The 25,261-nt window shown below is 71.1% G+C and carries 29 protein-coding genes; 14 read left to right on the top strand and 15 right to left on the bottom strand.

Going from position 1 to position 25,261, the window contains the following annotated elements; all coding sequences use genetic code 11:
- Positions 1-45: 45 nt before the first annotated feature.
- Positions 46-1,290: an FAD-binding protein gene (locus tag BLR91_RS00970; protein ID WP_089878127.1), complete on the bottom strand. Its 1,245-nt coding sequence runs from the start codon at positions 1,288-1,290 to the stop codon at positions 46-48.
- 180 nt (positions 1,291-1,470) lie between these two features.
- Between BLR91_RS00970 and BLR91_RS00965 the strand changes: the two genes are divergently transcribed.
- The 5 genes from BLR91_RS00965 to BLR91_RS00945 all read left to right on the top strand — a co-directional run bounded on the left by BLR91_RS00965 (position 1,471) and on the right by BLR91_RS00945 (position 4,994).
- A complete protein-coding gene (locus BLR91_RS00965; RefSeq protein WP_018192348.1) occupies positions 1,471-1,917 on the top strand; it encodes a DUF6325 family protein in 447 nt (148 codons plus the stop codon).
- A 25-nt stretch (positions 1,918-1,942) separates the two neighbouring features.
- Positions 1,943-2,287 (top strand): SHOCT domain-containing protein, encoded by a 345-nt coding sequence (locus tag BLR91_RS00960; protein ID WP_018192349.1) that lies wholly within the window; start codon positions 1,943-1,945, stop codon positions 2,285-2,287.
- Positions 2,288-2,337: 50 nt separating this feature from the next.
- Positions 2,338-3,240, top strand: a complete 903-nt coding sequence (locus BLR91_RS00955) for a phosphoribosylaminoimidazolesuccinocarboxamide synthase (RefSeq protein ID WP_018192350.1) — start codon at positions 2,338-2,340, stop codon at positions 3,238-3,240.
- An 86-nt stretch (positions 3,241-3,326) separates the two neighbouring features.
- Positions 3,327-4,025 (top strand): RraA family protein, encoded by a 699-nt coding sequence (locus BLR91_RS00950; RefSeq protein ID WP_089878131.1) that lies wholly within the window; start codon positions 3,327-3,329, stop codon positions 4,023-4,025.
- A 63-nt stretch (positions 4,026-4,088) separates the two neighbouring features.
- Positions 4,089-4,994: a VOC family protein gene (locus tag BLR91_RS00945; protein ID WP_172823241.1), complete on the top strand. Its 906-nt coding sequence runs from the start codon at positions 4,089-4,091 to the stop codon at positions 4,992-4,994.
- Between the two features lie 78 nt (positions 4,995-5,072).
- Here the strand turns inward: BLR91_RS00945 and BLR91_RS00940 are convergent, their stop codons facing one another.
- Complete coding sequence (locus BLR91_RS00940) at positions 5,073-6,794, bottom strand: DHA2 family efflux MFS transporter permease subunit (protein ID WP_089878137.1); 1,722 nt, start codon at positions 6,792-6,794, stop codon at positions 5,073-5,075.
- A gap of 10 nt (positions 6,795-6,804) precedes the next feature.
- On the bottom strand, positions 6,805-7,383 hold the full coding sequence (locus tag BLR91_RS00935) for a PadR family transcriptional regulator (RefSeq protein WP_089878140.1): 579 nt from the start codon (positions 7,381-7,383) through the stop codon (positions 6,805-6,807).
- A 97-nt stretch (positions 7,384-7,480) separates the two neighbouring features.
- Between BLR91_RS00935 and BLR91_RS00930 the strand changes: the two genes are divergently transcribed.
- On the top strand, positions 7,481-8,002 hold the full coding sequence (locus BLR91_RS00930) for a gamma carbonic anhydrase family protein (protein ID WP_089878145.1): 522 nt from the start codon (positions 7,481-7,483) through the stop codon (positions 8,000-8,002).
- Positions 8,003-8,025: 23 nt separating this feature from the next.
- Here the strand turns inward: BLR91_RS00930 and BLR91_RS00925 are convergent, their stop codons facing one another.
- From BLR91_RS00925 to BLR91_RS00910, 4 genes are read right to left on the bottom strand one after another with little or no spacing between them, the layout of a single operon-like run.
- Positions 8,026-8,631 carry a uracil-DNA glycosylase gene (locus BLR91_RS00925; RefSeq protein WP_231918775.1) on the bottom strand — a complete coding sequence of 202 codons (606 nt, stop codon included), beginning with the start codon at positions 8,629-8,631 and terminating at the stop codon, positions 8,026-8,028.
- 9 nt (positions 8,632-8,640) lie between these two features.
- Complete coding sequence (locus tag BLR91_RS00920; RefSeq protein ID WP_089878151.1) at positions 8,641-9,804, bottom strand: alcohol dehydrogenase catalytic domain-containing protein; 1,164 nt, start codon at positions 9,802-9,804, stop codon at positions 8,641-8,643.
- On the bottom strand, positions 9,801-10,688 hold the full coding sequence (locus BLR91_RS00915) for a phosphonatase-like hydrolase (RefSeq protein WP_089878154.1): 888 nt from the start codon (positions 10,686-10,688) through the stop codon (positions 9,801-9,803). The genes BLR91_RS00920 and BLR91_RS00915 overlap by 4 nt, the downstream gene beginning before the upstream one ends.
- Positions 10,689-10,717: 29 nt before the next feature.
- On the bottom strand, positions 10,718-11,875 hold the full coding sequence (locus tag BLR91_RS00910; RefSeq protein WP_089878158.1) for a TIGR03364 family FAD-dependent oxidoreductase: 1,158 nt from the start codon (positions 11,873-11,875) through the stop codon (positions 10,718-10,720).
- A gap of 165 nt (positions 11,876-12,040) precedes the next feature.
- On the opposite strand from BLR91_RS00910, the gene BLR91_RS00905 reads away from it, so the two are divergent.
- The 8 genes from BLR91_RS00905 (at position 12,041) to purQ (ending at position 18,815) form a co-directional block, all read left to right on the top strand.
- Positions 12,041-12,919: a PhzF family phenazine biosynthesis protein gene (locus BLR91_RS00905; RefSeq protein WP_089878161.1), complete on the top strand. Its 879-nt coding sequence runs from the start codon at positions 12,041-12,043 to the stop codon at positions 12,917-12,919.
- A 43-nt stretch (positions 12,920-12,962) separates the two neighbouring features.
- The gene (locus BLR91_RS00900; RefSeq protein WP_089878164.1) at positions 12,963-13,592 is read left to right on the top strand and encodes a hypothetical protein; all 630 of its coding nucleotides are present in this window, start codon (positions 12,963-12,965) and stop codon (positions 13,590-13,592) included.
- A gap of 64 nt (positions 13,593-13,656) precedes the next feature.
- On the top strand, positions 13,657-14,517 hold the full coding sequence (kynA, locus tag BLR91_RS00895; RefSeq protein ID WP_018192360.1) for a tryptophan 2,3-dioxygenase: 861 nt from the start codon (positions 13,657-13,659) through the stop codon (positions 14,515-14,517).
- A complete protein-coding gene (locus tag BLR91_RS00890; protein ID WP_089878167.1) occupies positions 14,514-15,674 on the top strand; it encodes a hypothetical protein in 1,161 nt (386 codons plus the stop codon). Before kynA ends, BLR91_RS00890 begins: the two co-directional genes overlap by 4 nt.
- The gene (locus BLR91_RS00885) at positions 15,671-16,945 is read left to right on the top strand and encodes a kynureninase (protein ID WP_089878170.1); all 1,275 of its coding nucleotides are present in this window, start codon (positions 15,671-15,673) and stop codon (positions 16,943-16,945) included. Before BLR91_RS00890 ends, BLR91_RS00885 begins: the two co-directional genes overlap by 4 nt.
- A complete protein-coding gene (locus tag BLR91_RS00880; RefSeq protein ID WP_089878173.1) occupies positions 16,938-17,807 on the top strand; it encodes a PaaX family transcriptional regulator in 870 nt (289 codons plus the stop codon). Before BLR91_RS00885 ends, BLR91_RS00880 begins: the two co-directional genes overlap by 8 nt.
- Positions 17,808-17,856: 49 nt before the next feature.
- A complete protein-coding gene (gene purS / locus BLR91_RS00875; protein ID WP_029042938.1) occupies positions 17,857-18,117 on the top strand; it encodes a phosphoribosylformylglycinamidine synthase subunit PurS in 261 nt (86 codons plus the stop codon).
- A complete protein-coding gene (gene purQ / locus BLR91_RS00870; RefSeq protein WP_020076626.1) occupies positions 18,117-18,815 on the top strand; it encodes a phosphoribosylformylglycinamidine synthase subunit PurQ in 699 nt (232 codons plus the stop codon). Before purS ends, purQ begins: the two co-directional genes overlap by 1 nt.
- A gap of 4 nt (positions 18,816-18,819) precedes the next feature.
- Here purQ and BLR91_RS00865 read toward each other — a convergent pair whose 3' ends face one another.
- From BLR91_RS00865 to BLR91_RS00830, 8 genes are all read right to left on the bottom strand, one after another.
- Positions 18,820-19,185, bottom strand: a complete 366-nt coding sequence (locus tag BLR91_RS00865; protein ID WP_089878177.1) for a TfoX/Sxy family protein — start codon at positions 19,183-19,185, stop codon at positions 18,820-18,822.
- Between the two features lie 91 nt (positions 19,186-19,276).
- A complete protein-coding gene (locus BLR91_RS00860) occupies positions 19,277-19,594 on the bottom strand; it encodes a hypothetical protein (RefSeq protein WP_089878180.1) in 318 nt (105 codons plus the stop codon).
- 36 nt (positions 19,595-19,630) lie between these two features.
- Positions 19,631-19,996 carry a hypothetical protein gene (locus BLR91_RS00855; protein ID WP_089878183.1) on the bottom strand — a complete coding sequence of 122 codons (366 nt, stop codon included), beginning with the start codon at positions 19,994-19,996 and terminating at the stop codon, positions 19,631-19,633.
- Positions 19,997-20,242: a hypothetical protein gene (locus BLR91_RS00850; RefSeq protein ID WP_089878186.1), complete on the bottom strand. Its 246-nt coding sequence runs from the start codon at positions 20,240-20,242 to the stop codon at positions 19,997-19,999. It abuts the gene before it with no gap.
- 49 nt (positions 20,243-20,291) lie between these two features.
- Positions 20,292-20,681, bottom strand: a complete 390-nt coding sequence (locus BLR91_RS00845) for a hypothetical protein (protein WP_089878190.1) — start codon at positions 20,679-20,681, stop codon at positions 20,292-20,294.
- Complete coding sequence (locus BLR91_RS00840) at positions 20,678-21,070, bottom strand: hypothetical protein (protein WP_089878193.1); 393 nt, start codon at positions 21,068-21,070, stop codon at positions 20,678-20,680. Before BLR91_RS00840 ends, BLR91_RS00845 begins: the two co-directional genes overlap by 4 nt.
- Before the next feature lie 20 nt (positions 21,071-21,090).
- The gene (locus BLR91_RS00835; RefSeq protein ID WP_089878197.1) at positions 21,091-22,944 is read right to left on the bottom strand and encodes a glycoside hydrolase family 3 protein; all 1,854 of its coding nucleotides are present in this window, start codon (positions 22,942-22,944) and stop codon (positions 21,091-21,093) included.
- Positions 22,941-25,178, bottom strand: coding sequence for a beta-galactosidase (locus tag BLR91_RS00830; protein ID WP_089878201.1), 2,238 nt, complete (start codon positions 25,176-25,178; stop codon positions 22,941-22,943). Before BLR91_RS00830 ends, BLR91_RS00835 begins: the two co-directional genes overlap by 4 nt.
- Between the last annotated feature and the right edge of the window lie 83 nt (positions 25,179-25,261).

The raw sequence follows: 25,261 nt of genomic DNA, 5'->3' as shown, positions 1-25,261 counted from the left end.
TGTGCAATTTGTGCGGACTCGACGGTGGGGGTCCGGCAGTGGGGGTTAGGGGAGGAGGCGCGTGAGGAACGGGTTGCGGAAGCGCGCAGCGGGATCGAAGCGCTGCGTGAGGGCCGCGAAGTCGGCCAGGCGCGGGTAGAGGGACGGGACGACGCGGTCGCGGTCGACGTACAGCTTGCCCCAGTGCGGACGCGCGCCGAGCGGAAGCAGGGCGGCCTCCAGCTGCGGGAGCACCGCCTCCACGCCCGCCTGGTCGCGGAACCACGTGAAGTGCAGGCCGACCGCGTCTGTCTGGTAGGCGCTCGACAGCCACAGGTCGTCGGCGGCGACCGTGCGGATCTCCGAGATCTGCAGCAGCGGAGCCACCACCGGAGCCAGCGCACGCACGGCCTCGATCGCCTCGACGGCACGGGCGCGCGGCACCAGGTACTCCGACTGGATCTCCGCGCCGTTCGACGGCGTGAACTCGAACCGGAAGTGCGCCAGCCGCTCGCTCCACGGCCCGACCACACCGAGCTGCTCGGTCGTGTTGCGCACATCCATCGTCTGGATCATGTGCCGCGGCTCGGTCAGCGCCGGCGCCCCGAAGAAGTCGTCCTCGATGAGCGTCTCGACCCCGTCGAGCTCCTTCAGCCAGGCGAGCGAGACCGCCTCCTCATCCCACGTCGTGAACAGGCTCACGCTGTAGGCCGCTGAGGTGACCTCGTCGAACCGATCGATCACGGCCTCCCACGGCACACCGCCGAAGAGTCGCTGACGCGCGTCATAGGTCGGCCGGATGTCGAGGGTCACATCCGTCACGACGCCGAGCGCGCCGAGACCGACGACCGCTCCCTCGAACCCCTCATCGCCGCGCCGCAGCTCGACCAGGTCGCCCGAACCGGTGAGGATGCGCAGGCCCGCCACCGCGGTGGACAGGTTGCCGTTGCGGTCGCCCGAACCGTGCGTCGCCGTCGCGATGGCGCCCGCGACCGAGATGTGCGGGAGGGACGCGAGGTTGTGCAGCGCCCATCCCGCCTCCTGCAGCTCGCGCGCGAGGTCGCCGTAGCGGACGCCGCCGCCGACGGTGACCGTGCGGGCAGCCTCGTCGATGCGGATGTCGCCGGGCAGGCCGGCCGTGCTGATGAGCAGACCGGGGGTGTCGGCGAGGTCGTTGAAGGAGTGCCTGCTGCCGAGAGCGCGCACCGCGGGGGCGCTCAGCACCAGGTCGCGCAGTTCGTCGATCGTGTCCGGCCGGGCGATGCGCTCGGCCTGGTACTCGTAGTTGCCCGCCCAGTTCTTCTCGGCCATCGAGGTCCTCCCGGTTGGTCGTCGGGCGGCCATCCGCTCCGATCGACATCCCCATTCTAGGAAATGTGACCGGGCACATTACGCCACTCCCCGATCCGCGGAAGTGGTGCATTGCCGGGCCTCTCCGCGCGGCAGTATGGTGCGCGTGACAGCGGGGTGGGCCGCGGAGAAGAGGATGAAATGGCCGAATTCGAGTACGGTCCGGCGGAGTTCATGGTCGCCCAGTTCGACACCGATCGACCGTCTGCGGGCGTCGTCGAAGCGATCCTCGACCTGGTCGAGAACGGCACGGTGCGACTGCTCGACCTGGTCTTCGTCGAACGCCACGACGACGGCAGCGTCGACATCATCGAGCTGGAGGAGATCGGCGACGAGATCGGGATGACCGACATCACGCTCGACGCCACCGGGCTCGCCGGGGACGAGGACGTTCAGCAGATCGCCGAACTCCTGGAGCCCGGATCCACGGGGGCGATCCTCGTGATCGAGCACCTCTGGGCGAAGGACCTGGCGAGCCGGTTCTTCCAGTCGGGCGGCGTCGTGCTGCACAGCGAGCGCATCCCCGCGCCGGTGCTCAACGCGGTCGCGGCCGACGCCTACGACGAGCTCGAAACCACGGAAGGCTGAGGAGAACACCATGCCATTGAGACGAATGGGACGCCCGGGACTGATCGGGATGGCGGCGCGCACAGCGGTCGTCGCGGGCACCGCCACGGCGGTGGCCGGCGGTGTCCAGCACCACCAGCAGCAGAAGTACCAGAACCAGTACGAGCAGGAGCAGTACGAGCAGCAGCAGGCGGCGCAGCAGGCCCAGGAGGCGCAGGCGCAGCAGGAGGCGGCCGCCCAGCAGGCCGCCGCCCAGCAGGCGGCGGCGCAGCAGCAGGCGGCTCCGGCCGACGACCTGATGACGCGGCTGCAGCAGCTGGCCACGCTCCACACGCAGGGCGTGCTCACCGACGAGGAGTTCTCGGCCGCCAAGGCCAAGCTGCTGACGTAGCGGCCTGACGACCAGCCCGGGAGGTTCGCCGCTCGCTCTACGATGGACGGGTGAGCGAACTTCCGGGATGGGTCCACGTCTACTCAGGCAAGGTGCGCGACCTGTACGTGCCGGAGGGCGCATCCAGCCTCGCCGACACGGACAGCGTGCTCGTCGTCGCGAGCGACCGCGTGAGCGCGTTCGACCACGTGTTGGAGCCCGGCATCCCGGCCAAGGGCGAGCTGTTGACGACGCTGAGCCTGTGGTGGTTCGACCAGCTGGATGACGTGCCGAACCACCTCATCCCCGATCACACGCTCGTCGGCGACACCGTCGTCGAGCGCATTCCGGCCGAGGTCGCCGGCCGCTCGATGCTGGTGAAGCCGCTCGACATGTTCCCGATCGAGTGCGTCGTCCGCGGCTACCTCACCGGAAGCGGCTGGGCGGAGTACCGCGCGTCGCAGAGCGTGTGCGGCATCCCGCTGCCGTCGGGCCTGCAGAACGGCGACCGGCTGCCGGAGCCGCTCTACACGCCCGCCTGGAAGGCGCCGATCGGGCAGCACGACGAGAACATCAGCTTCGAGCGCACGGTCGAGCTGGTCGGGCCGGAGGTCGCGGAGGAGCTTCGGCGCCTCTCCCTGCACGTGTACGCGCGCGGTGCCGCGATCGCCGAGGCGCGCGGCATCATCATCGCCGACACCAAGTTCGAGTTCGGCGCCGATCGCACGACCGGCGAGATCACGCTCGCCGATGAGGTGCTGACCAGCGACTCCAGCCGTTACTGGGATGCCTCCGCGTATGCGACCGGGACCACGGCGGAGGAGCGGATGGCCAGTTTCGACAAGCAGATCGTGCGCGACTGGCTGGCCGCGAACTGGGACAAGACGGGCACGCCGCCGGAACTCCCTGCCGACATCGTCGAGCGGACGGCCGCGCGCTACCGCGAGCTTCTGGAGCGGCTCACCGGCGAGTAGGACGCACCGCCGCCTGTCGGCTCGGACGCTCGCATTCCCGACCGCGCATGCCCGACCGCGCATGCCCCGCGGTATAGCGTCGCGACATGGATGCTGCAGCCCCCTCCTCCGCGCCTCCCGCGACCGCCGCGATCGCCGACGCCGCCGTACGTCTCGGCATCGCCGTCGGGACGGCTCCCGTCGACCTCGTCGCTCTGCTCCCCGGCCGCCCCTTCGCCGGTCCCGCCGCTCCCGTGACACATCTGGGCAGCGTCGACGTGCTGCTGGAGACGATCGACGACGCTCCCCCGGGCGCCGTGCTCGTCGTGGACAACGGTGGCCGCGACGACGAGGCGTGCGTCGGCGACCTGATGCTGTTAGAGGCGGCGACCGCCGGGATGTCCGGCGCGGTCATCTGGGGACGTCACCGCGACACCGCCCAGCTGCGCGAGATCGGGCTGCCCGTGTTCAGCCGTGGTGCACATCCCTTCGGTCCTCGCCGCGTGCCGCCGGCCGGTTCCGCGATGCGGTCGGCGTTCCTCGACGGGGTGACGGTGACGCCAGAGCACTGGATCGTGGCCGACGACGACGGAGTGCTCGTGATCGGCGCCGCGGACCGCGACGTGCTCTTCACCGAGGCGGCGCGCATCCAATCGGTCGAGGGGGCGCAGGCCGAGCGGATGCGTTCTGGCGCGTCGCTGCGCGAACAGCTCGACTTCGCGCGCTACCGCCGGATGCAGGCCGACGACCCGGGCCTGACCCTGCGCCGGTACCTCGCCGAGACCGGCGGAGCGATCGAGACCTGACGCTCAGAACCGCTCTCGGCGAACGCGAGAAATACCCCGGTGACCTGGGGCGTTGTCCTCACCATGACCGAACTCCTCCCCGCCGACTCCGCGATGGGCGCGGTGACCCTCCGCGTCGCCGACCTCGACCGGATGACCGCGTACTACCGTGACGCCGTCACCCTGAGCGTCCTCGCCGCCGAGGGCGGCCGCGTGGTCCTCGGGCGCGGAGCGACACCCGCGGTCGTGCTCGAGCACGCACCCGAACTGAAGCACGCCGGCCCCGGCGAGGCCGGGCTGTTCCACACCGCGATCGTGTTCGACACCCCCGAGACGCTGGCCGCCGCCGTGTACTCGGTCGCCCGCCGCGCACCGGGCACCTTCACCGGCAGCGCCGACCACCTGGTCAGCACCGCGTTCTACTTCACCGACCCGGAGGGGAACGGCGTCGAGCTGTACTGGGACCGCGACCGCTCGCTGTGGAGCTGGACGCACGGCCAGGTCGAGATGGACACGCTGTACCTCGATCCGAACGCCTTCCTCAACGAGCACCTGACGGAGCGCGGCGTCGCGCTCGCGGAGGCGGCCACCGCCTCGAACGGGACGCCGGTGTTCGGCGATGCCTCCGTCGGTCATGTGCACCTCTCGGTCGGAGACGTCGCGACGGCCCGCGAGTTCTACGTCGACCGGCTCGGGTTCGAGGCCACCGCATCCCTCGGCGGATCGGCCCTGTTCGTCAGCGCCGGGGGCTACCACCACCACATGGCCATGAACACGTGGAACAGCCGCGGCGCCGGGCGCCGCCGGCTCGCCCTGGGCCTCGGCGAGGTGCAGCTGAAGCTGCCGTCGTCCGACGATGTCGGCGCCCTGGCCGAGCGGATGCGGCACTACGGCGTGCAGACCCGCGACGACGGCCGGTCGCTCGGCTTCGACGATCCGTGGTCGAACGCGGTCCGTGTGGTGACGGAAGCGGAGGAGATCTCGGCCTGAGCGGCCGAAAAGAACGCGAAAGGGAGGAGGTCGCAGCCGGAGTGGCTGCGACCTCCTCCCTTTTCGTGTCGGTCGGCGTCAGTCCGTGACGGGCGCGGCGTGGAGGCCGTGCGGCGGCTCGTCGCCGGGGGCGAGGTCCGTCGCGGGCGGCACCGGAGCGGCGTGCGCACCGTGCGGTGTCGCATCCACCGGGACCGGGGCGGCGTGGGCGCCGTGCGTGGCGGCATCGGCGGACTCGACCGTCGCACCCGCGGCGACCGGTGCACCCTCGGCGGCCGGGGCACCGGCAGCTGCGGCACCAGCACCGGCTCCCGCACCGGCACCGCCGGCCTGACGCGCCCACGCGGGCGGCTTCGGCCGCTCCCACCAGACGACGACGAGCGCACCGAGGAAGGCGACGGCCGCCGGAAGCAGCAGGGCCTCCGACATCGCCTGGGTGAAGCCCGCGTGCAGCACCTGCGGCAGCTCCGTCCCCGCGGCCGCCTCGCTGGCGTTCGCGCCGCCGGGCATCTTCGGCAGGTCGACGGCGAGGCGTCCCTCGATCAGGGCGGCGATGGATGCGCTGCCCAGCACCGCGCCGATCTGACGGGTGGTGTTGAACACGCCGGAGCCGGCGCCCGCCTGGTTCATCGGCAGGTTGCGCGTCGCCGTGGTGGAGATCGGTCCCCAGACGCCCGACATCGCGATGCCCATCAGGGCGCTCGGGATGAGGAGCAGGAAGATGTTGACGTCCGGCGACAGCATCCGCGAGTAGAGGAAGAGGGCGAACGCGAACAGCACGAGCGCCGGGGTGGCGATGTTACGCGGGTTCACCTTGTCGATGAGCCGGCCGACGAACGGCGCGAGCACGCCCGAGAAGACGGCCGTCGGCGCCAGCATCAGAGCCGACTCGGTCGGCGTCAGGCCGCGCACGGTCTGGAAGTAGAACACCAGCGGCAGCGCCATACAGGTCACGGCGAAGCCGACGGTCGTGATGGCGCCGTTCGACAGCGAGAAGTTGCGGTCGCGGAACAGCGGCAGCGGGAGCAGCGGCTCCTTCTTGTTGAAGGCCTGCCAGACGACGAAGGCGGCGAGCACGACGATGCCGGCGATGATCAGACCCCACACCGAGATCGGGCCCCAGATGACGCCCCAGTCGTAGGTGCTGCCCTCCTGGATGCCGAAGACGAGCAGGAACATGCCGACGCCGGAGAGGATGACGCCGAGCACGTCGAAGCTGTGCGAGTGCGTCGGGAGCTTCGGCACGAGACGCATCGCGAGGATGAACGCCACGATGCCGACGGGGACGTTGATGAAGAAGATCCACTCCCATCCCAGGCTGTCGACGAGCACGCCGCCGAGCAGCGGGCCGATCAGGGTGGCGACGCCGGCGACGGCGCCCCACAGACCCATGGCGGCGCCGCGGCGCTCCGGCGGGAAGATGCGGGTGATGACCGCCATCGTCTGCGGCGTCATCAGCGCGGCGCCCAGGCCCTGGACCACGCGCGCGGCGATCAGGAAGCCGATGGATCCGGCGAAACCGCACCAGGCGGACGCCAGGGTGAACACCACCAGGCCGATCAGGTAGAGGTTCTTCGGGCCGAACCGGTCGCCGAGGCGGCCGGTGATGAGCAGCGGCACCGCGTAGGCGAGCAGGTACGCGCTCGTCACCCAGATGACGGCGTTGTAATCGGTGCCGAGTTTCAGGCCCTCCATGATCGACGGGTTCGCGACCGACACGATGGTGGTGTCGATCAGGATCATGAAGAACCCGATGACGAGCGCCCAGAGGGCGGGCCACGGCTTCAGTTGACGTTCCATGAGTCTTCTCTCAATGCTTTTCTTCGGACCACGAGACGGCGCCCGATTGGAGGTCTGCGATCAGGGTTTCGAGCACGTCCGCCTCTGTGGCGGTGATCGCCCGCTGGTAGCGGACGTCCAGCCAGTACTTGGCCGGCACCCCGCGCTGCGTCAGGTCGGCGATAGCGCCATCCAGCACCCCGGTGTCGGCCCGGATCAAGGCCACGCGCTTGCGGAGCAGCGCGATCACGGTCTCGATGGGGAGGTTGTGCGCCTCGCCGAGGCCGAGCGGGAACTCCGGGTACTCGTTGGTGGGCGTTCCGATGATCTCGGTGATGCGCTCCCCCAGCGCGCGGGTGCCCGCGTCGGTGATCTCGTAGGTGGTGCGCTCCGGCCGGTTGCCTTCGCGCTCGGTGCCGGTGGCGCGCACGAAACCGTGCGCCTCCATCCGATCGACGGTGTGGTAGAGCGAGCCGGGCCGCACCTTGACCAGCCGGTCCTCCGAACGCTGCATGAGCGTCTGGTACATCTCGTACGGATGCGACGGGCCCTCGGCCAGCAGCGCGAGCGCGGCGACGGCGAGGGGGGTGAGGGTGCGAGGTTCGGACATGCTCTCAATGTTGTTCGGTTGATTATTCCACTTGGAATATACGGCATGGGTGAATACGCGTCAAGTACCGTGGTCCCGACGGACGGAAGGAGATCCCATGCTCTTCGCCCTCCCCGACGGAGGCTCGCCCCAGGTCGCCGAGGACGCCTGGGTGGCGCCCGGCGCGCACGTCGTCGGCGACGTCACGCTGCATCCCGGAGCGAGCGTCTGGTACGGCGCGGTCGTGCGTGCCGACAACGCGCCGATCGTCATCGGACGTGATTCGAACCTCCAGGACAACGTCTCCGCGCACGTCGACCCGGCCTTCCCGCTCACCGTCGGCGAGCGCGTCTCCGTCGGCCACAACGCCGTCCTCCACGGCTGCACGATCGAGGACGACGTGCTCATCGGCATGAGCGCGACCATCCTCAACGGCGCCCGCATCGGGACCGGATCGCTCGTCGCCGCCGGAGCCGTCGTCACGCAGGGCGCCGACATCCCGCCGCGATCGCTCGTTGCCGGGGTTCCGGCGAAGGTCCGCCGCGAGCTGACCGACGACGAACTGCGCGGCATCGCGCAGAACGCCGCGGTGTACCTGGAGAAGACGCGGCAGCACCGCGAGGCCGTCGCGCTCGACTGACCGGTCGACCTCGCGGGATGCGCTCAGCCGGCGTCGAGCATAGCCCGGTTGAGCGCGATCAGCTGCTCGGAGAACATCCGCGCTCCGCCCTGCGCGGGATGCCGCACCGCAGGCGCCTCGATGCCCGCCTCCGCGAGCGCCCCCTGCGCCTTCCGCCCGACCGCGACGATCGTCTCGACGCCCAGCTCCCGGATCAGCTCCAGCGCGACCGGCGCCCCCTCGCGCACCTCCGAGGAGCGCGGGGTGCGGTTCGTCTGCGGTTTGCCGGCGACGAACGGGTGGTGCGGGTAGATCGGCCACGACAACGGCAGCGGCCCGCGCCAGTCGAGCATCGTCTCCCAGACGACCCGGCTGGACGCCTCCCACGGCGCCTGCGGATGCGGCGGGAGCTCCAGACCGGGCAGCACGCCCGCATCCACTTCGCGGACCGAGGTGAACGGCACTCCGGTCACCGTCATCCCGCGCCAGCCGGGGGCCTCGCCGAGAAGCAGGATGGGCGCGTGCGGCACCGCGAGGTAGCGGCGCAGGTTGCGCTCCCGCAGGCGGCCGAGCTCGTCGTCGCCGTACAGCAGCTCGGCGTCGTCCGGCACCGGGACGGCCCGGATCATGTCGAAGAATCGGTCGAACACCACCCCAGGCTACGGCCGCACCGCGACGCGCGGATGCGTGCGGGCGGCGAGCGCCGCATCCACGTCGGCGAGCGCGAACGTCTCGCCGACCTGTTCGGCGAAGGGGTAGCGCTGCCACGCGTCGGCCAGGAACCGCACGGCCTGCTCCAGATGGCGGGAGGCGTAGTTGTGGACCCCGCGGATGGTGATCAGCCGCCGGATGAGGGCGTCCGGCGCGATGCCGAGGTCGGGCCCTGGCACCGACTGGCCGACGAGCACCAGGACGCCGCCGACGTCGAGCGCGTCGAGCAGGGAGCGCGCCGCGGCCGGGCTGCCGGAGAGCTCAAGAGCCACAGTCGGGGCCGGCGTGCGGCCGCCCGTCTTGGCGAGCACGGCGGCCAGTCCCGTCGGAGAACCCGCGGGCGCGGCCGGGTCTGCGGCGCCCGACGCGCCGAAAGCCAGGGCGGACTCGCGGCGCTCGGGGATCGGCTCGCTCACGACCACGCGCGCACCGGCCTCGACGGCCATCGCCGTGGCGGTCAGCCCGAGCATCCCGGCGCCGGCGATCAGCACCAGGGCGCCCTCCAGCGGGACGAGCTCGGCGGCCGCCTCGATCGCCGCCGCCACCGACGCGGTCGCGCACGACGCCGGGGCGAGGACCTCGGCCGGGATGTCCTCCGGGACGCGAACGAGCGGAGTGCCGTCGAGGATGTGCGTGTGCGTGGCGAAGCCGCCCGACAGCTCCCAGCCGCGGCGCATCCGCTCGTGTCCGTACTTCTGCAGGCTCAGGCACTGCTGTTGCAGGCCTCGGCGGCAGCGCACGCAGCGTCCGCACGGGACGGCGGCGGACCAGACGATCCGCTCCCCCAGCGAGACGCGGTGTCCGTCCGTCGTCTTCGCGCCACCGCGGCCGAGCGCGACCACACGGCCGACCTGCTCGTGGCCGAGCACGAGCGGCGCCTGCGTCCGGCGATGACCGAGCACCGCCTCCACATCGGTGCCGCAGACCGTCGCCAGCTCGACCTCGACCAGCACGTCACCCGGCGCCAGGCGCACGCCGGGCACGGCCACCGCCTCGTGCGTGTGAGCGTCGCCCGGCCACACCATGGCCGTGGCCGACGGATACACGCTGACCCCCATCCCCAGGCGCGCCGGCGGCTCGACGACGCGCGGGGTCACCGCCTTGATCGTCACCGGATGCCGTGTCCCGATGCCGTGTCGCGCTCGACCTCGTAGCCCAGCAGCTCCGGCAGGTCGGCGACGCTCGGGAGCACCGCGTCGGCGCCGGCGTCCAGCAGGGTCTGCTCGTCGTGCGCGCCCGTCAGCACGCCGACGACGAGGCCCGCGCCCGCGGCGATCCCCGAGGCGATGTCGCTCGCGGTGTCGCCGACCACGACCATCCCCTCGACGCTGGATGCGCCGGTGCGCAGCAGGGCCGTCAGCGGCAGATCGGGGTACGGGCGACCTCGGCCTGCCTCGGCCGGCGTCAGCGTCACATCGGCCAGGTCGCGCCAGCCCAGGGCGTCGAGGACGACATCGCGGGTGCGCCGCGAGAACCCGGTGGTCAGCGCCACCTTGACGCCCGTCGCGCGCAACCGGCGGATGAGGTCCTCCGCGCCCGGGACGGGCTGCAGACCCTCCGCGGCGATCAGCTCGGCGTACGTCGACTCGAAGACGGCGTCCGCGTGCTGCGCCTGGTCCTCGTCCGCGCTCAGCGAGCGGAAGACCGCGAGCTTCGACTGCCCCATTGTCTCGCGGACGACATCGAGGGCGGCGATCCGCTGCTCCGGGGTCTCCGCGAGGCCCGCGGCGTCGACGGCGCGCTCGAACGCGCGCTGCACGAGGCCGTCGTCGAGGACGGTGGTGCCCGCGAGATCGAGCACCACCAGCTCCAGGTCGGCGAGGTCGTCCTCATCGCGATCGTCGGCGTCGCCCTCGTCCAGGCCGTCCTCCAGGTCGTCCAGGTCGTCCCACTCCTCGTCGGAGAGCCCGGCCGACGCAGGAATCCCGCCGCGGACCGGCTCGATGTCGACCGTCACGTCGTCGAACTCGCTGGTGATGCGTCCGTCTGGGGTCACGATGGTGCCTTTCGTTGCGATGGTGCTGTCTAGCGGACGCGGGCGGCGCCCGCGGGGATCAGCGCGCCGGGGGCGTCGGAGAAGAGCTCGTCGACGACGCGGTCGGCGAGGCCGAGACCGGTGGTCATCCCGATGCCGGTCGTGACGGAGACGACCCGGACGCCGGGTGCCGGAGCGGCCACCAGGAACTCGTCCGGTGCGGCGGCGTAGACGCCCTGCCAGCGCTCCCGCACCCTGAGGTCGGCGACGCCGAAAAGCTCGCGCGTCTGCTCCAGCAGGAGGGCGAACGCCTCCTCGTGCTGGAACGGCGACGCATCCGCCCCGCGCGCGTGCGTGTCGCCGACGATCAGGGTGCCGTCGGGCCGCTGCGTGAACATGAGGTTGACGTCCATCGCCGCCAGCGCCGGCTGCTCGACGGCGAGCCGCTCGCGCACAGCCTCGGCGCTGGGCGTCCGGGCGAAGCCGGAGTAGCGGACCAGGGACCAGCCGGTGAGCACCGGCGCGGCCAGGGGAAGGTCGAGCGCGGCCTCTACGAGCATCATGTCCAGGCCGCAGCTCTCGATGCCGTGCGCCTCCGCGATGCCCGGGAACAGGTGGTCGACGTCATGCCCGACGGCGACGACGACAGCGTCGGCGGCCACGCGTCCGCGGGGCGTGCGGACCAGTCCCGGCTCCACGCCGGCGGCCGCGGTCTGCCAGAAGAAGTCGACGCCGTGGGCATCCAGCCAGCGGACGATCGCCGCCGCGGCCTCCCGCGGGTCGATCTGCAGGTCGGAGGGAAACAGCGCGCCGCCCACCGCGACGCCGTCGGCGACCGGGACGCGCTCCCGCACCTCGGCGGGAGTGAGAAGCCGGACATCGTGGCCGCCCCGCCGCTCGCGGAACTCCTCCAGCACGGCGAGCTCGTCGTCCGCCCGTGCCACCACGACGCTGCCGGACTCGCGCAGCCAGAACCCGGCCTCCGGAGCGAGGGTCAGCCACAGTTCCCGGGCGAGCTCGGCGTAGGCCCGAGCCTCGCCCTCCTGACCCGTGATGCCGAGATGGCCGAAGTTGCGGACGGACGCGCCCTGCACGCCGGACGCCCGGTCGATCACGGCGACGGTCAGTCCTCGCCGAAGCGCGGCGACGGCATGTCCGAGGCCGACGATCCCGGCGCCGACCACCGCGAGGTCGTAGTGCCTGCCCATCCGGAGCCTCCCTGCGTCCCCGCTCACCGCGTGCCTTGTTCGTGGGTCAGTGCGCAACGCTAGGAGCCCGGTGCGACGGTCGTCGCAACTGGAGGTAACGCGGGGGTGAACGGGGTGCGGACGGCGGGTGCGCGTGAGAGCATCAGAGGCGGAGAGGAGCCGGCGGTGGATGTGCGCTTCTTCTGGGTCGACGTCTTCGCGGACACGGCACTCACGGGGAACCCGCTGCCCCTCGTGCCATCGGCAGATGCGCTCACGACGGCCCAGCTGAAGGCGATCGCGCGGGAGTTCAACCAGTCGGAGACCACGTTCCTGGTGGCGCCGACCTCGCCGGGCGCCGACCACCGTCTACGCTCCTTCACCCCGGCCGGGGTCGAAGTCGGAGGCGCCGGGCACAACGCGATGGGCGCGTGGATCTGGCTCGCGGGATCGGGGACGCTTCCCGGCGACCGCACCGAGTTCCGGCAGCAGATCGGCGACGAGTTGCTGCCTGTGGGCGTCGATCGGAAGCCCGGTCATCCGCCCACGGTCACGATGAGGCAGGCTCCGCCCCGTTTCCTTCGCGCAGTGGACCGGCATCGCGAGCTTCCGGAGATCCTCGCGCTGGATGCGGACCAGGTCGCGCCGGCCCCGGCCCAGGTGGTGTCCACCGGCGTGGCTCACCTCTTGGTCCCGCTGAAGGGGCGCTCGGCCGTCGACGACGCGATCCCGGACACCGGCCGACTGGCTGCCCTGCTGGTGTCGGTCGAAGCCGAAGGCTGCTACATCTACTCCACCGGAAATCGGGACGACGGGGCCGACGCCTATGCCCGGTTCTTCAACCCGACGGTCGGCATCGCGGAGGATCCCGCCACCGGGACCGCCGCCGGCCCGCTCGCCGCACTGCTCGTCCGCGATGGCCTGCGGGCGCCGGGCGGTCAGGTGACGATCATCCAGGGAGCGGCCCTCGGCCGCCCCAGCAGGCTGCGGGTCACCGTGGACGACGACCGGATCGAACTCTCCGGCACGGGGCTGGTCGTCGCCGAAGGGATCCTGCGGCTGTGAGCGCCCGCGTACGCCCGCGTCGCGACGCGGAGAGCCTCCGCACGTGACGATCGCGCCGGCTCCGCGGAGACCTCCGTCGCCGGAATCGGAGCACGATACGCCACGCGGTCTGCGCTCACTGGCGTGGACGGCCGCCGGCTGGTCGACGCTCTACGCGCTCTACCGCGGTTACTACGCCTTCGGCGGCACGCTTGCGCTTCCAGGCCGGCTCCGAGGCGACGCGCACGCCACCTTCGCCGCCATCAACGCGTTCGCGATGGTCGCACTGCTTCTCGGGGCGGGCGCAGCGCTTCTGGCGCCGCGGATACGCTCGACGCGGTTCCGCATCGCGTACGTGGTCGGATGCTGGGCGGTGGCGGTCGGCTGCGTGATGCACGCCCTCGTCGACATGACGGTGCGCGTGCTCAGCATCGGCGGCGCCCTGGCCGTCGCCTACCCGTCAGCCCTCTGGTCGTCCGTGGACGTGCGCGCTGCCGACCTGCAGGACCTGTTCGGGAACGAACCCTGGTTCCTGGTGGAGGGGGTGCTGTTCGGAGCGATCGGCGTCCTGTGCGTCAGGTCGCGCCGTGGCCGTCGCGGTTTCTTCCTGAGCGCGGTCCTGGCGATCGCTGTGGCCGTGGCGATCGGGCTCCTCACCGCGTCGGGCCACCTGCCCCGAGTGATCGTCGGCTGAGCGGGCCGCGCCCGCGGCCGCAACCGCTGTTGCACTATTGCGACGGTCGGCGCAGAATTGCAGCATGGCCGACGGCGACAACACCCGAGAGTTCGATCCCGACATCGTCACCGACTTCCGGGAGCGGATGTCGTACGGCTCCTACCTGGAGCTCGACACGCTGCTCAGCGCGCAGCGACCGGTGAGCCGCCCGGAGCATCACGACGAACTGCTGTTCATCATCCAGCACCAGACGACGGAGCTGTGGCTGAAGCTCGTGCTCCACGAACTCGAGTCGGCGCGCGACCTTCTGCGCGCCGACGACCTCTCGCCGGCACTCAAGCGCATCGCCCGCGTGAAGCACATCCAGCGCACGCTCACCGAGCAGTGGTCGGTGCTCGCGACGCTCACCCCGACCGAGTACGCGGAGTTCCGGGGCTTCCTCGGCAACTCGTCCGGCTTCCAGTCGTACCAGTACCGCGCCGTCGAGTTCGTGCTCGGCAACAAGAACCGCCGCATGCTGAGCGTCTTCGAGAGCGACCCGGTCGCCCACGCCCTCCTCGCGCAGCTGTTGGATGCGCCCAGCATCTACGACGAGTTCCTGCGCTACCTGGCGCGGGCCGGTTTCGCCGTGCCGACCTCGCTGCTGGAGCGGGACGTCACACAGGCGCACGTCTTCACCCCGGAGCTGGTACCGGTGTTCCGCGAGATCTACGAGCACGCCAACGACCATTGGCCCGAGTACGAGGCCTGCGAGGAGTTCGTCGACCTGGAGGACAACTTCCAGCTCTGGCGCTTCCGCCATCTGAAGACCGTGCAGCGCACCATCGGCATGAAGACCGGGACCGGCGGGTCGACGGGAGCCGCGTTCCTGCAGAAGGCGCTCGAACTCACGTTCTTCCCCGAGCTCTACGCCGTCCGCACCGAGATCGGAGCGCCCGCATGAACGAGCAGTCCGCAGGCGCCGCCTACCCCGGCGGCACCGCCCAACCCACAGGCACCGACGCTTACCTCACGGTCGACGCCGTCTGGAACGGCCACCGCTTCCTCGGCCCCACCACCTTCCGCAGCGACGGCGAGCGCCTCCACCCGGTCGACGACATCCCGGCGCGCGCAGCGCACCACCACCTCGGCGGCACGCTCTTCCCTCGGCTCACCGACCATCACACGCACGTCGGTCTGACCGATCAGCACGCCGTCTTCGCCGGAGGCATCACGCACGCGATCGACCTCGGTTGGGTTCCTGCTGTCGCGGCCGGCTGGCTCGCGGACGACCTCACGCGTCCGGCCGTCGCGATCGTCGGATCGCTGATCACCTGCGAGGGCGGCTACCCGGTCAACGCCGGGTGGGGACCGCCGGGCTCCTCGACGGAGGTGGGCGGCGAGCGCGAGGCACGGCTTGCGGTTCGGGCGAACATCATGATGGGAGCCTCCCGCATCAAGGTCACGCTCAACACCGAGGCCGGCGAAACTGTGGACGATCACGTTCTCCACAGCATCGTCGCGGAATCCCACGCGCAGGGCGTTCCCGTCACGGTCCACGTGCAGGGTGACGGTCAGACTGCGCGAGCGGTCCGGGCGGGCGCCGACCAGCTCGCCCACACGCCGTTCACCGAGCGCATCGACGACGAGCTCATCGCCGAATGCGTCCGCCGCGGCATCGGCTGGGTCAGCACCCTCGACATCCACGGCTGGGGAGATCCCACCGAGCAGCACGGCATCGCGTCTGAGAACCTGGGCCGGTTCGCGCGCGCGGGCGGCCTCGTGCTCTACGGGACCGATCTCGGCAACGGTCCACTCGCCGTCGGCGTGAACGAGCGGGAGCTGCGCGGGATGCTCGACGCGGGCGTCGAGCCCGACGCCCTGATCCGGTCCATCGCCGGCCTGCGCCGCCCCGACGACCACGTCGTGCCGACCGTCGGCCCGCGCCTGGCCTGGCTGCCCACGCCGCCCGCTGCTGAGCCGGACGCCCTGCCCGGCTGGCTCGCCGCAGCTCGCGGGCTGACGGCCCGCGCGCTCACCCGAGCGGCGGCCGACGGCACCCTGAGCACCGACGCTCCCACCGCATCCCCTCGCCCCTCCACCCCCAAGGATCACGCATGACCGACTTCGACATCGCCCCTCCCGCCGCCCTGTCGCCCGATCCGCTGACCGCTGCCCGCGCCCTGGATGCGGCCGACCCGCTTGCGGCCTTCCGCACCCGTTTCGCCGGCATCGACGACGGCACGAGCGCGGTGACCGCCTACTTCGACGGCAACTCGCTCGGCCGCCCGACGCGCGCGAGCATCGAGCGCATCCAGCGCTTCCTCGTCGAGGGGTGGGGCGACCGGCTCATCCGCGGGTGGGACGAGGAGTGGATGGAGCTGCCGTTCGCCATCGGCGACGACCTGGGGCGTGCGGCGCTCGGCGCAGCGCCGGGCCAGACCTTCATCGGCGACTCGACCACGGTCCTCCTCTACAAGCTGGCCCGAGCGGCCGTCGACAGCCTCCCGGAGCGCAGCGAGATCGTGCTCGACACAGACAACTTCCCGACCGACCGCTACCTGCTCGACGGCATCGCGCGCGAGCGCGGGCTGCGCCTGGTGTGGATCGAGGCGGACACCGAGGCGGGGGTGACGCCGGAGCAGGTCGCTGCGGTCGTCGGACCGCAGACCGCCCTCGTCGTGCTCAGCCACGTCGCCTACCGGTCCGGCTTCCTGGCCGAGCTGCACACGATCACGCGCATCGTCCACGATGCGGGCGCGCTGGTGCTGTGGGACCTCTGCCACTCCGCCGGGTCGGTGCCGATCCAGCTCGACGAGGCGGGAGTCGACCTCGCCGTCGGCTGCACGTACAAGTACCTCAACGGCGGCCCCGGCTCGCCCGCCTTCGGCTACGTGAACGCGCGGCTCATCCCGCGCCTCACCCAGCCGATCCAGGGGTGGATGGGCGCCGGCGACGTCTTCCTGATGGGCCCGGAATACGTGCCGGCCGACAACATCCGGCGCTTCCTCAGCGGAACACCTCCCATCGTCGGGATGCTCGCGATGCGCGACACCGTCGCGATGATCGAGGAGGCCGGGATGGACGCGGTGCGGGCCAAGTCGGTCGCACTGACGGAGTTCACGGTCGCCCTCGCCGACGAGTGGCTGACCCCGCTCGGAGTGACCCTCGCGTCGCCGCGCGACCCGGAGCGCCGCGGCGGTCACATCACGCTCAGCCACCCGGCCATGCGCGAGGTCACGGCACTGCTGTGGCAGCGCGACGTCATCCCCGACTACCGCGATCCGGACGGACTGCGCGTCGGCCTCTCGCCGCTCAGCACCAGCTTCGAGGAGGTCTGCGCCGGGATGGCCGCGGTGCGCGACGCCCTCGGCGAGCTGACCCATGACTGAGCTCGCCACTCGCGTCGTCCGCGACGACCCCGAGGCCGCCAGCGGCAGCGCGACGGCGCTGCTGCGCACCGTGGTGGGCAGCGTCCTGCGCCCGATCGGAGGCTGGATGAGCGCGGCGGGAGCCGTCCGGCTCATGGATGCGCTCGGCGTGCCCGCGGCGACCGCCCGGTCGAGCCTGGCGCGGCTGTGCGCGCGGGGCGTCCTGCGGCGGGAGCCCCAGGACGGCGTCGCCGGGTACGCCCTCGATCCCGCCGCCGTTCCGATGCTGGAGCGCGGGGACGCCCGCATCTTCGGCGAGCGCGTGGAGGCATCCCGCTGGCTGCTGCTCTCGCTGTCCTTCCCGGAGCGGGCCCGCGGTTCGCGTGACCGGTTGCGCCGCCGCCTCGCCGCGCTCGGCTGCGGCACCGTCGCCGACGGCCTGTGGATCGCGCCAGCGGCGCTGGAGGCGGAGCTGACCTCCGCCGTGTCAACGACGTCGGCCGACGTGCACCCGTCCGGCTCGCCGGTCGTGGCGATGTTCGCGGATGCCGCCCCGCGCGGAGACCTCGCCGCCGGTCTCGCCCGCTGGTACGACCTCCCGGCCATCCGCGCCGCGCACGAGTCGTTCCTCGCGCGGTTCGGCGACCTGCCGCATCCCCTCGACGACGCCCAGGCGTTCGCCACGTGGATGCGCGCCCTCGACGAGTGGCGCGTGATCCCGTACCGCGATCCCGGGCTCCCTGCGGCAGCACTCGGGCCGGACTGGCCGGGCGCCGCCTCCGCGGAACTGTTCCGCCGGCTCCGCGCAGACCTGGAGGAGCGCGCGGTCGCCCATGCCGCAGCTGTCGCGGCACCGGACCGCATCCCCGTCTCCGCACGGTAGAATCGACGCGAAACCCCACCCTTTGCGCCCGAGTGAGCGGAGTGTCCCCGTGCCGACGATCGTTGTTGAAGTGATGCCCAAGGCTGAGCTGCTCGACCCGCAGGGGAAGGCGGTCGCCGGAGCGCTCGCCCGCACCGGTCGCGGTGTCGTCAGCGGGGTGCGTGTCGGCAAGCGTTTCGAGCTGACCGTCGACGGCCCCATCGACGACGCGGTCCGCGCGACGGTGCAGGAGATCGCGGACGAGATCCTGTCCAACTCCGTGATCGAAGACGTGGTGGGCATCCACTACCCGGCCGAGGTGGACGCCTGATGCGCATCGGCGTCATCACCTTCCCCGGCTCGCTCGACGACCGCGACGCACTGCGCGCGGTCCGTCTCGCCGGTGCCGAGCCGGTCGCGCTCTGGCACGGCGAGCACGACCTGCAGGGCGTCGACGCCCTCGTGCTGCCGGGCGGCTTCAGCTACGGCGACTACCTGCGCTGCGGTGCCATCGCCTCCCTCTCGCCGATCATGACCGAGGTCGTGGATGCGGCCGAGAAGGGGATGCCCGTGCTGGGCATCTGCAACGGCTTCCAGATGCTGGCGGAGGCACACCTCGTCGCCGGCGGGCTGATCCGCAACGACCACGGCACCTTCATCCGGCGCGACCAGCACCTCACGGTCGAGAACACGCAGACGCCGTGGACGAGCGGCTTCGAGCAGGGCCAGGAGATCGTCATCCCGCTGAAGAACGGCGAGGGCGGCTTCATCGCGTCGGCCGAAGAACTCGCACGACTCGAGGGCGAAGGCCTCGTCGTCTTCCGCTACAAGGACGTCAACCCGAACGGCTCGCTCGACGACATCGCCGGTGTCCGCAACGAGCGCGGCAACGTGGTCGGCCTCATGCCGCACCCGGAGCACGCGGTCGAGCCCGGCTTCGGCCCGGACACCCCCGACGCGATGCGCTCGGGCACGGACGGCCTCACCTTCTTCACGTCCGTCATCCGCTCGGCGCTCGTCGAGGCGTAACGCCTCACTTCGCCGCGGCACCCCGCGGAGCCTTCGGCGGCATCGCCCGGACCTGATCCAGCGCCACGCCGATCCACTCGCGCAGCCGGTCGGGCTCCGACTTCCACGCCTCCGGCATCGCGACGTACCCGCCCATGGGCCGCTCCGGCGGTCCGTACGGGCCGGCGCCGTCGATCGCCAGCAGCTCGTCGCGCACCGCCTGGTCGGGAAGCCGCACCCCGACCTGGTCGCCGAACAGCCCGGCGAACATGTTGCCGTTCACGAACGCGGCCAGGTTGGCGAACATCGGCCGGATGCGCACATCGGGCGCCTCAGGCACCACCGAGCGGAACAACTCCTCGGTCTCCTTCGACGGGCGCGGAACGTGCATGGCGGCCTCCTCGCGGGACACGATAGCGCCGGGCGCTGCGGCGCGGCCATCCGGCTTACCTCTGCGGAACCGCCGCTGCTGCACGGCAAGGTCAGACGCTGTCCGACCAGCGGGCGAAATAGGCGTCCACTTGTTCCTGCGACCGGGTGTCGAGTGTCTGCCATTCTCGTGCCGCCTGCGTTGCGACGGACAGCGCCTCCTCCTCTGACAGCGGGCCCCGATCGTCGTCGACGAGGTCGCTGATGTTCATCCAGATTCGGTAGGCCGCGGGACCGTGGCGGGTCGCCATGAGGTCGCCGAAGCGATGACCGGCGGCCATGAGCACCGAATAGATCCGGTCGGTGCCAGACGCGAGAATCGCGGCGGTCGCGTTCGCCATTGCGTTGTCGAAGTCGAGTTCATCCGACACTGCCACCCTCCGATGCGTCTTCATCGTCGCTCCCGCCTACGGGTCGAACCGGTGCGCCGAGGCATCCTCCGCTGTGCGGTACAGCTCGCCCCGGCCGACGATATCGACATCGGCGGCACGGAGAGGAGTTTCGCGCTCCGGCGATCCGGTCCTGGGCAGACAGATGTAGGCGAAGAACGGAAAGTGGTCGATGGCCGCCACATCGTCCCCCTGGAACCGGGATGTCAGGATGAAGCGGCGCAGATCTTCGCCCACGTTGAAGTTCTGCCCGACGACCGCGGGATCCAGGTCGACCACGAGCGCCGATCTGCCGGTGTCGAAGGCGAGCGTCGTGATCACGGTGCATCGTCGCACGGGCTCGAACAGCGAGGAGTCGAGGGAGCTGAGGTAGTAGACGCTCATTCAGATCGTCTCGACCGCGAACCCGGCCCACGTGAGTGCATCGACGGCGAACTGACACACTCCAGCTGAACCGGCTGGAGCATCGGGCGCCACTGAGTTCCGATACAGCACGATGCTCATCGGCAGTGCGAGCATCTCGGAGTCGATCGTGTACGTGTCGCCACCCAGCGTCACGCGCAGACCGGTTCTGCCGAGGATGTGAACGGTCGATCCGGACAGTTCCTCGATGGTGTCGGCCGACAGCATCCGAAACGTCGTCAATGTCCCCCCAAAGCTTCGAGATGTGGTCCAAGCATCACAGGCGCAACGCGTCGGCGTCGAGCTGGTCGGATGCCCAGAGCACGTCATCCCCATCGAGTACCCACACGTCGGTCGAACTCTGCCGCGCAAGCCGCTGGACCCAGGATACGAACACCGTCTCCCAACGACACTCCACCGTGCAGGCGGTGAGTGACGAGAGCGGCGACACAGGCGGACGCCCCACAGTGCGTTCCGGCGTTTCCGGAGGTAGCTGCAACTCCGCCAGCCACTCGTCGGACGTCATGGCGAACACGGTGAGCATGCGGCCCTCGGCATCGACGAGTTGGGCCATATCCGGAGTGCGTTGACCGCCGTTCTCGGCGAGCAGCGATGCGAACTTCTCGAACAGATCGTTGTCCTCAGAGACGACGGATGCGCTTTTCATCTCGGCGCCTGTCGCCCGGACACCATGTCCGCGTACCATTCCGCCGTCAGCGAGGCTGCTTCAGCGTCTCCATCCGGTTCGAGCACGCACAGGAGCGCTCTGGCGAGCCGGCCGTCCTCGTGTTTCACGTCCTCTCCCGTCGGATAGCGTCCGAGGTGGTTCCAGACCAGTTCCTTGGCCGTCGACAGCGTGGACAGGTCGGCGTCTTCGCCGTTCCAGTGCGTCTGGGCAGCCGCAAAAGCGGGCGAGACATCCGCAGGTAGCGGAAATCGTCCCAGCTGGTCCGTCAGAACCCGCATCAGACCAACCCACGAGGACGTCCCGCTCTCCCGTGCGACAGACTGAGCTTCGGCAAGGATGTCTTGCGAACTCACCGCCCCGAGTGCCATTGGACGATTCTCCCCTGCTTCTACGCCCCGCGCACACCCTCCAGCACCAGCCCGTGGCCGAGCGGAAACAGCGGGTCGGCCGAACCGCCCGGCTCGTCCGGTGCGTGCGCCTCGACGGCCGCCATGGAGGACGGCAGTTCGAACGGCAGCCGGCCCCGCGGCGGGATGCGGCCGCTGAGGGCGTCGAGGACGGCGGCATCGCTGGCCCCGTAGACGCCGGCCAGCGCAGCGATCCCGGGCATGCCGACGAACGGTGTGAGGATCGCCGCCCGGTCGAGGGTGACGACCAGGATCACCGGAACCTGCTCGGCGATCGACCGGATACGCGACACCTCCGCCTCCGGGAAGTCCAGCGACCCCTGATGGAACCAGGCCTCCAGGAACAGGTCGTCGCGGTGCTCCCACGGTGCGTTGACCCGGACGATCGCGACATCGGCCGCCGACGGTGCCTCCACGACGGTGCCGTAGCGCGACGCCACCGCCGCATCCATCCCGTCGACGTACAGCCGGATCCCCTCCGGCAGCGGCAGGGCGTCGTCGGCCACGCTCAGGAGCGTCAGCGACTCGGCCTGCGCGCGATGTCCGGCCTCCTGGAAGTCGGCGCGGCCGACGATCCGGGTGGCGGCATCCTCGTCGACATAGGGATCGTCGAACAGCCCGAGCTGGAACTTGACGGCCAGCAGGCGGCGGGCGGACTCGTCGATCCGTTCCTCGGAGACCCTCCCCGACCGCACCAGGCCGAGCAGCAGGTCGACGCACTCCTCGCCGCCGAACTGGTCGGCGCCGGCCTCGAGGATGCGCAGCATGCGCTCCTCCGGCCCGAGATCCTCGACGCCCCATGCGCGCGCGGGCAGCACCTGATCGCCGACGTGGTTGTCGTTGACGAGCTCCCAGTCGGTGACGACGACGCCGTCGTATCCCAGCTTCTCGCGCAGCAGACCGGTCACGATCTGCTTGTTGTAGCCGAATCCGACCGGCTCGACCGGCTCGCCGTCGAGTTCGAGGCCGATGGGCATGCCGTAGTAGGGCATGATCGCGCTCGTCCGCCGGGCGATGGCCAGGCGGAACGGCTCCAGGTGGTCCTCGAACCGGCCCGCGGTGTACGTCTGCTCCCGGCCGTACGGGAAGTGCGCGTCCTCGCCGTCCTTCTGCGGGCCGCCGCCGGGGAAGTGCTTGGTGGTGCAGGCCACCGACTGCGGCCCCAACTCCGGACCCTGCAGCCCGTCGAGGTAGGCGCCGGCCAGACGCGTGACCAGCTCCGGGTCGGCGCCGAGCGTGCCGGGCAGTCGTGCCCAGCGGGGCTCGGTAGCGAGGTCGACCGTCGGATGCAGCGCCGCGCGGATGCCGATCGCCGTGTACTCCTGCCGGACGATGTCCGCGAAGCGGCGGATGCCCTCCTCGTCGCCGATCGCCCCCAGACCCAGCGGCTCCGGCCACTGCGACAGGTGCCCGGCCGAGAACGAGACACCCGAGTTCTCCACGAACGCGTGGCGTGGATCGGTCGACACGGTCACCGGGATGCCGTGCGGCGTCTGCTCCGCCAGCTTCTGCAGTGCGTTGCTCCATCGGGCCGAGAGCCGGGCGTCGGGCAGCTGATGGACGTTGAAGTGGTTCATGCGTTTGTCCACGACGACCGCGGAGGTCGGCGACTTGGAGATCGCACCGGCCGTCTCGATGAGCGTGCCGTCCTGGCCCGCCTCGATGACCGTCTGGAACATGAGACCGACCTTCTCCTCGAGGCTCAGCCTCCCGAGGAGGTCGGCGACGCGATCCTCCACGCTGCGGCGGGGATCCTCGTACGGGTCCATCCGCCCGTTGCCGTTGAGGTCGCGGTAGAGCACGCCGTCGTCGGATGTGCGGTAGTCGGGGGTCACGCGAAGGTCTCCGTTCGGTCGGTGGTCGGAACTGTCAGGCGTTGGACGGGGAGGGGGAGGATGCGATGGCCGCGCGACGCGAGGAGCACGGGCCCGTCGGGGAGGGGCGTTCCGTCGAACTCGGGCGCGAACGTGACCGGGTAGGGCGCGACGTTGATCGCGACGAGGGCTGCTTCTCCCTCGGTGGCGACCGGGACGGCCACCACCCCCGGGCGGTCCGCGTTCAGCTCCAGACGCGGCCGTGCGCCGGCCAGCGCGAGGAGATCGCGCCAGAATCCCGGGTGGACGGGGTAGTCGGCGCCGAGCAGCACCGCGACTCCGCCGCCGTCCAGCTCGATCCGGACCGCCGCGGGGAGTCCGCTGGCGCGTTCGCGCAGGAGTTCCTCTCCCGCGCCCGCGAAGAGCTGGGCACCGCCGACGCGGACCTCGCGGGCGCCATGCTCGGCAAGGGGGCCGACCGCTCGCACGGTCGGGTGGTACTCGCTGTCCGCATCCACCCGCTCCTCGACGCGGCCGGCACTCGTCACGCCGAGCGCGTCGGCGAGCGCCGTGCACGGCCTCCCGTCGGCGTCTCTCGCAGGCAGGTCGCCGACGAGCAGCAGCCGGCCGCCGGTCCGCACGTGCCGGACGAGGAACTCCTGCACCCCGCGACCCAGCTCCTCGCCGGTCGCGAGGACGATGAGTTCCCTGTCGCGTCCATCGCGATCGTCGGCAGCAGCGCCGGCGCTCCACTCGGCGTCGGCTCCCGCGGCCGCCTGCAGGTCGAGTGCCCCGAAGCTCCAGCCGCCCAGCACGAGGGCGCGGGCGAGGGTCTGGCGTGCGCCGAAGCCGCGGTGCCGTTCGAGGTCGCGTACCTGCTCGGCCCGGCGGCGGGCGGCCGGATGCGCGTACTCGGTCAGGTAGTGGTCGGCGACGAAGCCCATCACGACGTCGTCGGTGACCTGCGCTCCTTCGGCGAACAGCCTCTCGTGCGCACGGACCGCGGCCGTCGCCTCCGCCACGCCCCCGAGGGCCGGCGACCGCTCCCCCTCCGGTCCGATCGGCGCGGCGAAACCGTGCCGCTCGCCGGTGAAGCCGATGCGGTCGTCCCCGTCGTTGACGGGTGCATCGAGCAGCGGGTTGATGCCGCCCGCGAAGAGGTAGTAGTTGATCCCCCTCACCCCCTGCGCCGCATCCAGCAGCGTCTTGAGCACGGTCGCCTCCGGCGACGTCAGGGCGGCGAGGTCCTCCCCGTAATCGCCGTCGCCTGCGTCGAACTCGAGCGCGGTCAGCGGCTGATCCTCGCCCTGAACGGACGCGGTGAACGCGTTGCCGAGGTACAGGTCGGCGACGTTGCCGACGGTCAGCTCCCCGAGGTACATGTCCGTTCCGCCGGTGACGCCGGCGCGGCCGCGGTAGGCGGGCGCCAGCTGACTCACGCCGATGGGATACGTCAGCCCCCGGCCGCCCCCGGTTCCATGGATGTTGACGAGCAGCGGCGCGGTGATGCCCCGCTCCCGAGCCCAGCGCTCCAGCGTCTGGAGGTAGCGCGCGAAGCGGGTGCGCGTGAAGCGGCCGAGCGCGGCGTGCAGCGCAAGCTCGTCGTCCGTGCCGGCCGCGCCGCCGCGCGGGTCGACCTCGACGCCTGTTGCCGCCGCGAACTCACGGACGGCCTGGTCGGTGAGCGTCGGGGTGTTCGAGACCCAGTCCAGCATCCCGACCTCGTTGTCCAGCTGCACGGCGATGACCGGCCCGCCGTGCTCGCGTTGACGCTCCGCGAGCGGGGGCAGCACCGCGTCGTACCAGCGCTCCGCCTCGGAGAGGAAGGCGGGGGCCAGGTAGTCGACCGTGCGGGTCGGCGCCGGGGACCCATCCCAGCCGACCGGGTGGATCTCGGGATGCTCGCGGCGCAGCCGGTGCGGCAGCCCCTCGTTCTTCAGCTCGGCCATCTGGAACGGGCCGGGGCGGGCGATGAACCACAGTCCGTGCTCCGCGCACAGGTCGATGAACGCTCTGAGGTCGCGCTCCGGCCGGGTCTCGCCGGTCACGTCGATCGTCCCGTCGGGGAGTTCGTGCCAGATCCAGGGGATGTAGCTGGCGACCGCATTCAGTCCGCTATCGACCGCGGCCCGGATGCGGTCCTCCCAGTCCTCTCTGGCCAGCCGGAAGTAGTGGATCTCGCCGGCAAGCACCATGCGCGGCTCTCCGTCGATCAGGATGCGCGCGCGCTCGAGTCTGGTGGGAATGGACATCATCGGCCTTTTCGGTGGGGTTGTGATCTGACGACCTGGGGCTTATGGTCTCTGTAACCGATTACTGCAACCGGTTACTGGCGAGC

The sequence above is a fragment of the Leifsonia sp. 466MF genome, assembly GCF_900100265.1.
In the GTDB taxonomy this organism is placed as follows: Bacteria; Actinomycetota; Actinomycetes; order Actinomycetales; family Microbacteriaceae; genus Leifsonia.
Note: the sequence above shows the minus strand (reverse complement) of the source record. Positions and strands in the feature narration are given on the sequence as shown.